The organism is Allobosea sp. BE125, from assembly GCF_031456075.1.
Lineage (GTDB): Bacteria > Pseudomonadota > Alphaproteobacteria > Rhizobiales > Beijerinckiaceae > Allobosea.
The window spans coordinates 405,573-417,522 of the sequence record NZ_JAVDTY010000004.1; the positions used below are offsets into that span (position 1 = coordinate 405,573).

Below are 11,950 nucleotides of genomic sequence, written 5' to 3' on the forward strand. Positions count from 1 at the left end.
TTGCGGGCGGTCTTTTTATCCGGAATCAGCTAGCTCACGCTTACTCGAAGCGCCCGCTGGCATGGGCCAGCATCGTGTAGACCTTGCCCGTCTCCGAGGTCAGGTAGGTCTTTGCCACCATCGAGTCGCGGTCGTCCTTGGCCGCCTCGCCGAGCAGGCGCTCGAACTCGTCGATGTAACGGTCGACCGTCTCCTTGAACTCGGTGTCGCGGCGGTATTTGCGCCGGATCTCGTCGAAGGTCTGCTGGCCCTGCAGCGTGTAGAGCCGGCGCGTGAAGACGTTGCGCTCGCCGCGCTTGTAGCGGTCCCACAACTCGACGGCCGCTTCATGGTCGATCATCCGGGCAATGTCGACGGAGAGCGAATCGAGCTTCTCGATCGAATGCGCGGTCGGCTTGCTGGCCTCGCTGGGCTGCTCCTCGCGCGAGGCGCGGTTGAGCAGGTCGGAGAGCCAGCCGGCCTTCGCCGGCGGCTGAACCTCCGGCTGCGGCGCAGGCGCACGGCGCGGCGCCTCCTCGACTGGGGCAGGGCGGGGCACCGCTGTCGGCTTGGGAGCCTCGACCCGCGCTTCGCTGCGGGCGGGCTGCTGGGGCGCCGCGTCGAAGGAGGGCCGCAATTGCGGCGGCTCGCTGACCGCGGGCAGGCGCGCCTGCGTCACGGTCGTATAGGCAGGCGCCGTCACGGTCTGTACGGGGGCGGTGCGGCGGGCTGGAGCCTCAGCGGGGAGCGTGACGTCGTTGCGCCGGCCCGATTTGGTGACGATCTCGGTCAGCTCGTTCAGCGCCTTGATCTGCTCGGAGACGACGCGGCGCATGGCGGCGGTCGATTCCTGCGTCTCGCGGGGCAGGTCGAGCACGCCGCGCGAGAGCTCGGCGCGCGTCGCTTCCAGCTCGCGCTTGATGTCGGCTGTGACGGAGCGCATGTCCTGGGCTGCGCCCTGGAAGCGTTCGGTCACCTTGGCGAGCTCGCCGCCGACCTCGTTGGTGACCTGCTCATAGGCCGAACGCAGCGCATGGGCGGTGCGTTCGCGCTCCTTGCCGGTCGTGGCGCGGATCAGCTCGAACTGCTGCGTCAGCGCCGTGGTCGTGGCTTCGGCGGAGTCGCTCAGCACGCCGCCGATCTGGCGCGCACGCGCCTCGGCCGAGCTTAGCGAATCGTCGATCAGGGCGGCGAAGGACCGCGTGATCGATTCCACGTCGTCGGTGCGGGTGGCAATCAGCCCGTGCAGCTCCTCCAGCGTGTCCTTGCGATCGGAGAGGGCCTTGCCGACGCGGGCCTCGACCTGCTCCAGCCGTGTCGCGACGGCATGAAGCGCGGCTGCGCTCGCTTGTGTCGCCTCGGTCAGCGAGGCGCCCTTGTCGTCGAGCTGGCCGACGAGCGCGGTGGTCTGCCGCAGCGTGCCCTCGGAGAAGGCCTTCAGCTCCGAGACCTGGGCCGCGACCTGCTCGGACGCGCGCCCGGTCTCCTCCATCACTGTGGCGACGACGCTCTGCAATTCACCGACACGGGCCGAGAGGCCGCCTTCGATCGCGCCGAGGTTCTTGTTCGCCCCCGTCACGATCTGCTGCATCAGCTTGTTGGCCTCGCCGAGACGTCCCAGCATGCCGCCGAGTTCGTCGCGCAGCTGTTCGTTGGTGCTGACGAGCGTGTCGACCGACTGGCGCGTGCCGGATTCCAGCGTCTCGCGCAGGCCGCTGGACGAGGCGTCGAGCGCGCTCGTGATCTCGGCGCCGCGATCGCGCAGCCCCTCGATGATCGAATTGCCGCGGCTCTCGATGGCGCGCACCACTGTCTGGCCGACATTGGCGACTTCGCCGGCAATGGCCTCGCCGCGCTGGCTCAGCGCGCCGAGCATGCCGCCGCCGGTCTCGTCGAACATGACGCGCAATTCGTCGGCGCGGGTGCCGAGCGCGGCCGTGATCGCGTCCGACTTGGTCTGCAGCGTATCGGCGAATTCGCGGCTGCGGATGTCGAGCGTGCCCGAGACGGTGTCGAGCCGGTTGACGACCCGCTCCTCGAAGCGCGCGACGCTCTGGTCGAGCGTATCGGCGATCTGCAGGGCGCGGCCGCCCAGCGTCGCATTGATCGCATCGGCCTTGTCGCTGAGCGTGCGCGTCAGCGACTCGCTCTTGGAGGTCACGACCTCGCCGATCTCGTCGGCCTTGGCCGCAAGCGCGCGGGTGACCTCGCGTCCGCCCTCGGCGAGCACGCGTGCGATATCGACGGTGCGCTCGACCAGCGCCTCGTTGAGCGCGGTCGCCCGCGAACCGAGATTGCCGTCGATCCGCGCGATCAGCCCGTCGAGCGACTGCCCGATCTCGGCGCTCTTGGCGCTGGAGCGTTCCTCGAAGACCCGGATCTGGAGTTCCATTGCCTGGGCGGCCTCGTTGGTCCGTGCCGCCAGGATCTCGGACGCCTCGCTGGAGCGGGCGCCGACCTTGTCGGCGAGCGCCTGGCCCTCCTGGGTGAGCAGGCGTTCGACCTGGGCGAGGCGCGTCGTCACGGTGTCGGTGAAGCCGCGGGCATTGTCGGCGAGCCTGGAGGCAAGCGCGCCGCCCTGGTTGAGCACGATATCCTCGAAGGCGGCGAGCCGTGCGCCGAGACCGTCCGTGATCTCGCGGCCCTGCGCGTCGAAGAGCTGGATCAGCGCGTCATGCTTGCCGGCGAGCGCCTCGTTGAGCGCCTGCGAGCGGCTCTCGACCGAACGCAGCATCGATTCGGCGTTGGCGGCGAGGGCCTCGTTGACGCGTCCGCCCTGCTGCGTGAGCGCCAGCACGATCTCGCGGCCGGTGCCGGCGAGCAGGGTCCGGGCGTCCTCGGCATGGATGGTGAAGGTGTCGCGCAGGGTTTGCGTGGCCTCGGTGACGCGGTCGGCGACATGGCGGCCATCGACATTGATCGTCTCGGTCAAAGTACGGGTGGCGTCCGTCATGCGGCGGGCCAGATCCTCGCTCTGCTCGCCGAGCAGGCCGTGGACCTCGCGGCCGGTCGAGACGAGATCGCGGACCATCGCCTCGCGCTGCTCGCCCAGCAGCGCGCCGACCTGGTCGCCGGTCTCGCCCAGCCGGGTGAGGAAGCCGCTCTGCTGCTCGTCGAGCGCGGCGCGGGCGCCGTCGGTCGCCTGCCTGACCCGCTCGGTCAGCGCCGCCGCCTGCTCGTCGAGCTGGCGGTTCATGGTATCGCCGGTCTCGCCCAGCCGGGTGATCAGGGCGCTGCTGCGTTCGGCCAGCACGCCATGCACGGAGCGGCCGACATCGGTGATGCGCATCACCAGGGCCTGGCTCTCATTGCCGAGCAGGTCCTTGATCTCGAGTCCGGCCTGCGAAACCTTGACAGTCATCGCGCCGGCCTGCTCGTCGAGCAGCGCACTGACGCGCGAGCCCGTCTCCGACAGGCCCGAGATCAGGGCGGCGCTTTGCGTGCCGATCAGGCCGTGAAGCTGCTCGCCCGCCAGGCCGAGGCGCTCGACCAGCGCGTCGCCATGCTTGCCGACAAGGACGTCGATGTCCTGCGTCGCCTGTCCGAGCCGCGAGACGAGGGACTGGGTGCGCGCCTCGAGCAGGCTGTCGACATCCTGTCCTGCCCCGGAAACGCGCGACACGAGCGCCTCGCTGCGGCTGTCGAGCAGCCTGACGGTCTCGCCGCCGGCACTGGAGACGCGCGTGACGAGAGCGTCGCTCTGCTCGTTCATCAGCGCGACGACATCCTTGCCCGCGCCGGACACAAGCGAGACCAGGGCTTCGCTTTGAGCCGCGAGCAGCCCCTGCACCTCCTGGCCTGCGCTGGTGACGCGCGAGACCAGGGTCTCGCTTTGAGCCGCGAGGAGCCCCTGCACCTCCTGGCCGGCACCGGTGACGCGCGAGACCAAGGTCTCGCTATGGCCATCGAGCAGCCTGACGGCTTCATTGCTGGCGCCTGAAACGCGCGAGACCAGGGCCTCGCTATGGTCGTCGAGCAGCCTGACGGCCTCGTTGCCGGCGCCTGAAACGCGCGAGACCAGGGCCTCGCTATGGCCGTCGAGCAGCCTGACGGCCTCATTGCCGGCGCCCGAAACGCGCGAGACCAGCTTGTCCGCCTGGCCGTCGAGCAGCGCGTGGACGGTCTCGCCGGTTTCCGCCAGGCGCGTCACCAGGCTACCGCCCTGTTCGGTGAAGAGCCCGTGGACGGAGGCGCCGACCTCGGTGATGCGCGAGGTCAGGTCCTGGCCATGGCGGCTGACGGTATCGCCGATCGACTTTCCGGCCTCGTCGACGCGCAGGATGATGGCGTCGCTGCGCTCGCGCAGCACGTCGTCGACCGTCCGCGCCGTCTCGTTCAGGCGCGTCACCAGGGTCTCGCCCTGGGTGCCGATCAGGCTGTTCACGCTCTCGCCGATCTCGAGCAGGCGCGAGGCGATATGTTCGTTCTGGCGGCTGAGCAGGCCGTGGACGCCGCGCCCGACCTCGGCAAGGCGCGTCGTGACGCTTTCGCCTTCCTCGGAGAGCGAGGCGCGCAAGGTTTCGCCGGTTTCCGCAAGCTTGGCGCCCAGCGCCTCGCTATGCCCCTCGATCAGCGCGATCATGCCGCGGCTGGAGGTCTCGAAACGCTCGGCGACATCGGCGCCGCGCGTGGAGATTTCCTTGGCGAGGCCTTCACCGGTGAGGCGCAGCGTCTCGTTGACGGTCTCGGCGCGCTGGGCCAGCGAATCGACGACCTGCGTGCCGGTCTCGCTGATGGCGCGGGTCACGTCCTTGGCGCCCGTGGTCAGGCCCTCGGTGAGGATGGCGCCGGTGCGTTCCAGAGAGGTCGCGATCTCCTGGGCACGGCCATCGAGCAGCGACGACAGGTTGTCGCTGGCTCCCGCCAGCCGCTCGCTGACCTCGCCGGAGGTGATCTGCAGGCGCTCGACAAGGTCGTTGCCGCGGCCGCTGATCTCGTCGACCATGCGTTCGCCGGCGCGCCCCAGCGCCAGCGTGATCTGGTCGCCCTTTTCGCCGAGCGAGCCGGTGACCCGGTCGCCCGCCTGCGTGACCGCCTCGGCGATGGCGCGGCTGGCGTTGTCGAGGTCCTTGGACAGGCCCTCATGCGCGCCGCTGATGGCGAATTTCACGCGCTCGGCATTGCCGACGACCGCCTCGCGCTGCGTCACGAGTTCGTCGATCAGCGAGCGCAGACGGATCTCGTTATCGGCATAGGCGCGTTCCAGCGTGGCGATCTCGCCGCGCACGATCGTCTCCAGCTCGCCGGCGCGCGCGACGGCGCGCTCGATGCCGTCACCCATCGCGGCGACTTCGCGGCGGATGGTCTGGCTGAGCGAGAGGATGGAATCGGCGCCGACGATCTCAGGCTCGGCCAGCCGCAGGGCGACTTCGGTCATGGCGCGCGAGACGAGGCGCATTTCCTGGGTGCGCCGGTAGAGCGCCGCCAGGACGAAGAAGAAGATCACGGGCGCGCCGGCGAAGAGCGCCAGCAGCGTCCACTCGCCGATGCCGAAGGCGGTAAGACGCTCGGAGAGGCCGTTGGAGAGGGTGCCGTAGCGGCTGACCAGCAGGAAGAAGGCGCCGCCGAGCCAGCCGAGCGAGGCGAGCGCAGCAAACCAGTAGGGACGCAAGGAGGGGCGGGCGGAGAAGGCCTGGACCAGCGAACTCGAATCGCGCCGGTCGTCATTGGCGACGCGGCTCGTATCGGGCGCGATCAGCGGGCGCTGCGTCGATGGCGGCGCAGGCGCAGCCGGCTGCGACTGGACGGGCGCAGCCGCTTCGACGCGGGGAAGCTCGATCTTCAAATCGGTGTCGGCAGTCATGGGCAGCTTGGGCTCGGCCGCCGTGCCGGTCTCGGCGTCGTCTTTCGGCTGGTCCAGCCGCAGCGCCTCCTCGATCGCCGACATCGCGGCTTCGGTCGGGTCTTGGAGCTTTTTTTGCCGGGTCATGCTTGCCGCCTCGCTACGCCACTGCCGATCGGCGCCCGCTCGTGCCTTCGCCGCGATTGAGAGCCGCCTCTGGCTCTCTCGCTACGGAAGGACACTGCGCCCATCATTTACCAGTTGTGAAGGGTAGTGGACGCACCTGGTGATGGAAACCCATTTGAGTGGCTGATTCACAAACGTCGTTAACGCCTCGTTCACCATGATGGCGCTTGTTAATGGCTAGAACTGCCGCATCTGCGGCTCTCCAAACGTCACCACCTCGAGCCTGAAATGCCCCAGACCGCCATCGATCTCGCCCATCTCGCCCGCCAGAGCGGCGGCGACCATGCGCTGGAGCGCGAGCTTCTCGCCCTCTTCGCGCAGCAATGCGTCCGCCATCTGCGCACCATCCATGCCGGCGCCGACGCCCAGACCCGGATGGATGCAGCCCATACCCTGAAGGGCGCGGCCCGCGCCATCGGAGCCTGGCAGGTCGCCGATGCGGCCGATGCGATCGAGCAGCACCTGGCCGAGCCGGATTCGCGCCGGACGGAAACGGCGATGGACGCGCTGGCCCTGGCCGCCGCCGAGGCGCGCGCCGCGATCTCGCGGCTCGATTGCGCGGCCTGAGGCACCCTTCGAGACTTGAGTCCTCATCTTGAGGAGGCCGAAGGGGCCGTCTCGAAGGATGAGGGCTGAGGGAATTCTCAGACGTGATCGATTCTCAACGCTTCGAGATCGCTCATGCGAAAAGCCGATACCCGCTTTTTCGCGCAGTGCTCTGAGCGTCTAAATCGCCTTGGCGCGGCACTCCTGCTGAAAGAGGGGTTGTTCGTGTCTCAATTGAGAGACGTGATTGGGGTGGACACCCTGGAGAACTCCCGATGGCTCAAACCTCGATGCTTCACGTTCGCGTCGACGATAAGCTGAAGGCTGATGCGGCAGCCAAGCTTGCCAATTTCGGCCTGACCGTCTCCGATGCCGTACGCATCCTGTTAGCCCGCGTCGCTATTGAAGGCGGCTTGCCGGCCGGCCTGACGGCTACCCCGGAAGCCTATGACGCATGGTTCAAGGCCAAGGTGCAGGAGGCTTTGGACGACACGCGGCCGGCCATGCCGCATCAGCAGGTCATGGACGAAGCTCAAGCGATGATCGACAGGAAGCGCCGTGCCCGCGCTTGAGTGGCGACAGACTGCCTGCACCGATCTGCTGGCGATTGTCGATTATATCTCTGACGAAAGCCCGGATGCGGCACAACGCCTGAAAGATGAGATTGAGGCGAAGACGGCGAAGCTGCCGGAGCATCCGAAGCTCTATCGGACGGGCCGCGTGCCCGGCACCCGCGAAATGACCGTGTGATCGAATTACGTCTTGATCTACACCGAGGATGTCTACGCCGTGACGATCCTGCGCGTGCTCCACGCTGCGCAGCAATGGCCGCCGGAGAGCGCGTAGAGGGCGTATGTCGGTGACGGGCTGGAATTGCCGAGACTAACCGCATGAGCGCCGTTCGAATGCGAGAAGCTTGATCTAGCCCTTGTCGTCTCACTGAAGCCGGCCAGCTGACACCTGCAGATGCAAAAGTCCTTTCCTCGACTATTGGAAATGCTCTAAGCGGAGCGCGTCATTCGCCCGCCGGAGTTCATGATGCCCAAGATCACCTTCATCGACGCTCAAGGGGAAAGCCGGACCGTCGAGGGCGAAACCGGCTCCACCGTGATGGAAGTCGCCGTGCGCAACGGTATTCCCGGCATCGAGGCCGAATGCGGCGGCGCCTGTGCCTGCGCCACCTGCCATGTCTATGTCGATGACGCCTGGGCCGCCAAGACGGGCCATCCGGAGTCGATGGAGGAGGACATGCTCGATTTCGCCTTCGACGTGCGCCCGACCTCGCGGCTGTCCTGCCAGATCCGGGTCAAGGACGATCTCGACGGGCTGATCGTCCGGACGCCGGCCCGGCAAGGCTGATTCTTCGGCTCACTCCGCGGCGACGGGAACGGCCTGCGTCATCGTGGTCTCGTTGCCCGGCGCGGGATGGCGCGGCACGAGGAAGGCGAGCGAGAGCGACACGGTCGCGACGCCTGCGCCGATGATGAAGACGATCGCCGGATCGTAGATCCAGATCAGCCCGAAGGTCACCGGCAGGAAGACCGCCGCGATGTGGTTGATGGTGAAGGCGACCGCCGAGGTCGGCGCGATGTCGGCGGGATCGGCGATCTTCTGGAAATAGGTGCGCTGGGCCAGCATCAGTGTGGTGAAGATGCCGTCGATGACGAAGAGGGAGCCGGCGACGATATAGCCCAGTTCGGCGAAGTGCCCGCGGCTTGCCAGCGCGTAGCCGACGAAGACCGCGACCAGCGAGACATTCTCCATCTGGATCGTGGCGCGCTCACCGACCCGCCCGACGAGCTTGCCGAGCATTGGCCCCATGAAGGTGTTGATGCCATAGGTCGCCAGCAGCAGCGTCGCCGTGGCCGAGACGTCGTAGCCGAAGCGCTCGACCAGCAGGAAGCCGCCGAACGCCATGAAGATCTGCCGGCGCGCGCCCGACATGAAGGTCAGCGCGTAATAGAGCCAGTAGCGCTTGCGCAGCACGAAGCCCTTGTTCTGTGGAACCGTGCCCTGGAAGCGCGGAAACACAAGCCAGACCACCAGCGCCAACGTCGCCGTGGTGAGGCCCGCGACCATGAAGATGGCGACATAGCCCGGCTGGAAAACCCGCCAGACCACGGCGATCGACCCGAAGGCGAGGAGCTGCGCCATCGCGGACGCGCCGGCGACCTTGCCGAGCAGCCGCGGCGCCTCCGCCTTCGGCAGGAGCTGGAGCTGCAGTGATTGCTGCGAGGTCTCGTAATAGTGGAAGCCGAGCGACATCACCGTCGTGGTCAGCAGCAGGCCGCCCAGCGTCGGATAGAAGCCGGTGATGGCGATGCCGATGCCGAGCGTCACCAGGCTGAGATAGGCCAGCATCTGCTCGCGCATGATCCAGAACAGGATGATGGCGGTGAAGGCGAGGAAGCCCGGAATCTCGCGCACCGACTGCAGGATGCCGATATCCTGGCCGGTGAAGCCGGCGGCTTCCTTGGAGAAATTGTTGATCAGGGCGTTCCAGCTGGCAAAGCCGAGCCAGTTCACGAAGGCCAGCACCATCAGAAAGGCGGTCGGGGACTGCAGGAGCGTCCTGAAGCCGCGCGGGGCGGAAGGGGCGTCGGTCATCGGACGGCCTGGCAAGAGGAACAGCTTAGCAAGAGCTACAGCCTAGCAAGAGAAACAGCCTGGCAAGAGCAACGGCGGCAGGCGGCGTTGCCGGCTTCGCAAGCTGTGGCTAGCGTGCCGGGGTACTCTTAAGGCCAGGCGTGGGAGCGTCAATTCCGTTCCGTCATGGCGCCCATGCACATGCGTGGTTCGCAGCGGATCGTGGTATGATGCTTTTGCGAAAGCAGGACGTCACAAAACAGGACGTCACGACGCCACCAGCCAGGAGGATGCGATGTACAAATCGATTCTGGTTCCTGTCGATCTCGCAGAGGCCGATTTGGCCGAACCCGCGATCGCCGCGGCTGTCGCCTTCGCCGAAACCTCCGGCGGCACGATCAGGCTGGTCTATGTCCGCTCGCTCGTGCCGATCACCTATATGGAATTCGTGCCGGCCGATTTCGATTCCGAGCAGCAGACCGACGCCGAGGCGAAGCTCGCCGCCATTGCTGCCGCCATCCCGTTGCCGCCTGAGCGGGTCTCGGCCAAGGTGCTGGTCGGCTCCGTCCATGGCGAGGTTCTGGCCGAGGCCGACGCGAGCGGCGCCGACCTGATCGTCATCGGCTCGCATGAGCCCGGCATCTTGGCCTATGTCATCGGCTCCAACGCCTCGACCATCGTCAGGCGGGCGAAATGCTCGGTCCTGGTCGTGCGCTAGGGTTTCAGGCACGGACGCGACCTGGCACCAGCTCGTCGGGCACCTCGCCGCGTGTCAGGTCCCGTGGCCGGTTCAGCCTGATCATCGGCCCGACCTGCCAGTACGAGGCTGCCGCCAGCAGCACTCCGAGCCAGCCGGCCGCATACGCGCCCTGCTGGAAGGCGCGCGCGGTGAAATAGGCCAGCATCAGCAGGGACAGCCCGCCGACGAGCGCAAGCGCCAGCCAGAGCGCGAAGGGCTTGCCGGCGACGAAACGGGCCTTGGGGTTGGCGCGCTGGACCTCGCGTGCGAGCGCCGTGACGAAGGCGTGGTAGCCGGCGTCGTCGCGCTCGACATCGGTCAGCGAGCGCCAGGAGAGGTTGCCGAAGGTGATGCTCTTGCCGTCGCTGAGGCGCAGCTGCGTCCTGTAGCCCTTCGAGCTGATATTGCCGGGCGCGTAGAAGAAGCGGACCTGCTCGATTGCCGCCAGCCTGACGCGATCGACCTTGCGGGTCGTGTCGATCTCCAGCACGTCGCCGTCGAGCCTGTAGGCGATCTCGAAGCCGATCGGCTTCGGGCGCTGGCGCCAGACCGGGGGAGGGGTGTCGTCGTCGGGTTGAGCCTGCATGGCCGCGAGCCTTAGAGCATCGGGCTTGTCGATGGAAACACTGCCTCGTCCCGGGGCTCATCGTAGAGCGTCATTCTCGGGCTTGCCCCGAGAATCTCATGCCGGAAGAGGCATCGGCGAAGGCAGGCTCCCCCATCACGAGATGGTCGGGGCAAGCCCGACCATGACGCGCTTCGGATCCCGGGGCTGCGCCTCGCTACGGCCAGAATGACGGCGCGGTTCCAGGACAACGCGTCAACAAGACAAGGCGTCAAGCAGAGGCCGGAGCCGGCGCTTGTCAGCGCGCCAGTACCTTCATCGCCCCATCCAGCCCGTCCAGCGTCAGCGGGAACATGCGGCCTGCCATCAGCCCGCCGATCTGGCGGATCGACTGGGTGTAGCTCCACAGATGCGGCTGCACGGGGTTGAGCCAGACCGATTTCTGGAAGCGTCCGGTCAATCGCTCCAGCCAGACCTGGCCCGCCTCCTCGTTCCAGTGCTCGACCGAGCCGCCCGGCATCGCGATCTCATAGGGGCTCATCGAGGCGTCGCCGACGAAGACGACGCGGTAATCGGCCGGATAGGTCCGCAGGATGTCCCAGGTCGGGATGACCTGGTCGTGCCGGCGACGATTCTCACGCCAGACCCGCTCATAGGGGCAGTTGTGGAAGTAGAAATGCTCGAAATGCTTGAACTCGGCGCGGGCTGCGGAAAACAGCTCCTCGGCCAGTTCGATATGCCAGTCCATCGAGCCGCCGACATCGAGGAAGAGCAGCACCTTCACGGCGTTGCGCCGCTCGGGCCGCAATTTCACGTCGAGATAGCCGTGCCGCGCGGTTTCGGAGATCGTTGAGTCGAGGTCGAGCTCCTCGGCCGCGCCGGTGCGGGCGAATTTGCGCAGGCGGCGCAGCGCGATGCGCAGGTTGCGCACGCCAAGCTCGCGCGTGTCGTCGAAATCCTTGAATTCGCGCTTGTCCCAGACCTTCACCGCCCGGAAATTGCGGTTCTTGTCCTGGCCGATGCGGACGCCTTCGGGGTTATAGCCATAGGCGCCATAGGGCGAGGTGCCGGCGGTGCCGATCCATTTCGAGCCGCCCTGATGGCGGCCCTTCTGCTCCTCGAGCCGCTGCTTCAGCGTCTCCCAGAGCTTCTCCCAGCCGAGCGCCTCGATCTCAGCCTTTTCCTCGTCGGTGAGGTATTTCTCGGCGAGCTTGCGCAGCCACTCCTCGGGAATGCCGGTCTGCTCGATGGCTTGGCCAAGCGTCTCCATGCCCTTGAAGACCTGGGCGAAGACCTGATCGAAGCGGTCGAGATGGCGCTCGTCCTTCACCAGGCAGGTCCGGGCGAGATAGTAGAACTCCTCGACGCGGTGCTCGGCGAGGTTGGCCTCGACGCCTTCCAGCAGCGCCAGGTACTCCCGCAGCGTGACGGGAACCTTGGCAGCGCGCAGATCTGTGAAAAGACGGAGGAACATCAGGCTAATGTGCGGGGCGCGAGCCTGCGGTCAAGCCGCTCTTGCGCACATCCTGCTGTGGTCGCCATGGCCTGGCGAGTATCGTTCCCTCCG

9 protein-coding genes are annotated in these 11,950 nt (G+C 67.1%); 5 read left to right on the forward strand and 4 right to left on the reverse strand.

Annotated features, from left to right (window positions below):
* Positions 1 to 40 precede the first annotated feature (40 nt).
* Complete coding sequence (locus J2Y55_RS12675; protein WP_310153177.1) at positions 41 to 5,908, reverse strand: apolipoprotein A-IV repeat region-like domain-containing protein; 5,868 nt, start codon at positions 5,906 to 5,908, stop codon at positions 41 to 43.
* A 267-nt stretch (positions 5,909 to 6,175) separates the two neighbouring features.
* Between J2Y55_RS12675 and J2Y55_RS12680 the strand changes: the two genes are divergently transcribed.
* The 4 genes from J2Y55_RS12680 (at position 6,176) to J2Y55_RS12695 (ending at position 7,852) form a co-directional block, all read left to right on the forward strand.
* Positions 6,176 to 6,514, forward strand: coding sequence for an Hpt domain-containing protein (locus tag J2Y55_RS12680; RefSeq protein ID WP_310153181.1), 339 nt, complete (start codon positions 6,176 to 6,178; stop codon positions 6,512 to 6,514).
* A gap of 254 nt (positions 6,515 to 6,768) precedes the next feature.
* Positions 6,769 to 7,065 carry a type II toxin-antitoxin system RelB family antitoxin gene (gene relB / locus J2Y55_RS12685; RefSeq protein WP_310153184.1) on the forward strand — a complete coding sequence of 99 codons (297 nt, stop codon included), beginning with the start codon at positions 6,769 to 6,771 and terminating at the stop codon, positions 7,063 to 7,065.
* Positions 7,052 to 7,243, forward strand: coding sequence for a type II toxin-antitoxin system RelE/ParE family toxin (locus J2Y55_RS12690; RefSeq protein WP_310153187.1), 192 nt, complete (start codon positions 7,052 to 7,054; stop codon positions 7,241 to 7,243). Before relB ends, J2Y55_RS12690 begins: the two co-directional genes overlap by 14 nt.
* A gap of 288 nt (positions 7,244 to 7,531) precedes the next feature.
* Positions 7,532 to 7,852, forward strand: coding sequence for a 2Fe-2S iron-sulfur cluster-binding protein (locus J2Y55_RS12695; RefSeq protein WP_092176838.1), 321 nt, complete (start codon positions 7,532 to 7,534; stop codon positions 7,850 to 7,852).
* Between the two features lie 9 nt (positions 7,853 to 7,861).
* Here J2Y55_RS12695 and J2Y55_RS12700 read toward each other — a convergent pair whose 3' ends face one another.
* Positions 7,862 to 9,100 (reverse strand): MFS transporter, encoded by a 1,239-nt coding sequence (locus J2Y55_RS12700; RefSeq protein ID WP_310153194.1) that lies wholly within the window; start codon positions 9,098 to 9,100, stop codon positions 7,862 to 7,864.
* Positions 9,101 to 9,374: 274 nt separating this feature from the next.
* On the opposite strand from J2Y55_RS12700, the gene J2Y55_RS12705 reads away from it, so the two are divergent.
* Positions 9,375 to 9,797 (forward strand): universal stress protein, encoded by a 423-nt coding sequence (locus J2Y55_RS12705; protein ID WP_310153197.1) that lies wholly within the window; start codon positions 9,375 to 9,377, stop codon positions 9,795 to 9,797.
* A 4-nt stretch (positions 9,798 to 9,801) separates the two neighbouring features.
* Here J2Y55_RS12705 and J2Y55_RS12710 read toward each other — a convergent pair whose 3' ends face one another.
* Both J2Y55_RS12710 and J2Y55_RS12715 read right to left on the reverse strand, forming a co-directional pair.
* On the reverse strand, positions 9,802 to 10,404 hold the full coding sequence (locus J2Y55_RS12710) for a hypothetical protein (RefSeq protein WP_310153200.1): 603 nt from the start codon (positions 10,402 to 10,404) through the stop codon (positions 9,802 to 9,804).
* A 277-nt stretch (positions 10,405 to 10,681) separates the two neighbouring features.
* Entirely contained in the window at positions 10,682 to 11,857 is a 1,176-nt protein-coding gene (locus tag J2Y55_RS12715; RefSeq protein ID WP_310153203.1) for a vWA domain-containing protein, read from the reverse strand.
* Positions 11,858 to 11,950 lie beyond the last annotated feature (93 nt).

Coding starts and splice junctions, on each gene's coding strand:
- J2Y55_RS12710 (WP_310153200.1), bottom strand. CDS start 10,404: ATGCAGGCTCAACCCGACGACGACACCCCTCCCCCGGTCTGGCGCCAG.
- J2Y55_RS12705 (WP_310153197.1), top strand. CDS start 9,375: ATGTACAAATCGATTCTGGTTCCTGTCGATCTCGCAGAGGCCGATTTG.
- J2Y55_RS12700 (WP_310153194.1), bottom strand. CDS start 9,100: ATGACCGACGCCCCTTCCGCCCCGCGCGGCTTCAGGACGCTCCTGCAG.
- J2Y55_RS12680 (WP_310153181.1), top strand. CDS start 6,176: ATGCCCCAGACCGCCATCGATCTCGCCCATCTCGCCCGCCAGAGCGGC.
- relB (WP_310153184.1), top strand. CDS start 6,769: ATGGCTCAAACCTCGATGCTTCACGTTCGCGTCGACGATAAGCTGAAG.
- J2Y55_RS12675 (WP_310153177.1), bottom strand. CDS start 5,908: ATGACCCGGCAAAAAAAGCTCCAAGACCCGACCGAAGCCGCGATGTCG.
- J2Y55_RS12715 (WP_310153203.1), bottom strand. CDS start 11,857: ATGTTCCTCCGTCTTTTCACAGATCTGCGCGCTGCCAAGGTTCCCGTC.
- J2Y55_RS12695 (WP_092176838.1), top strand. CDS start 7,532: ATGCCCAAGATCACCTTCATCGACGCTCAAGGGGAAAGCCGGACCGTC.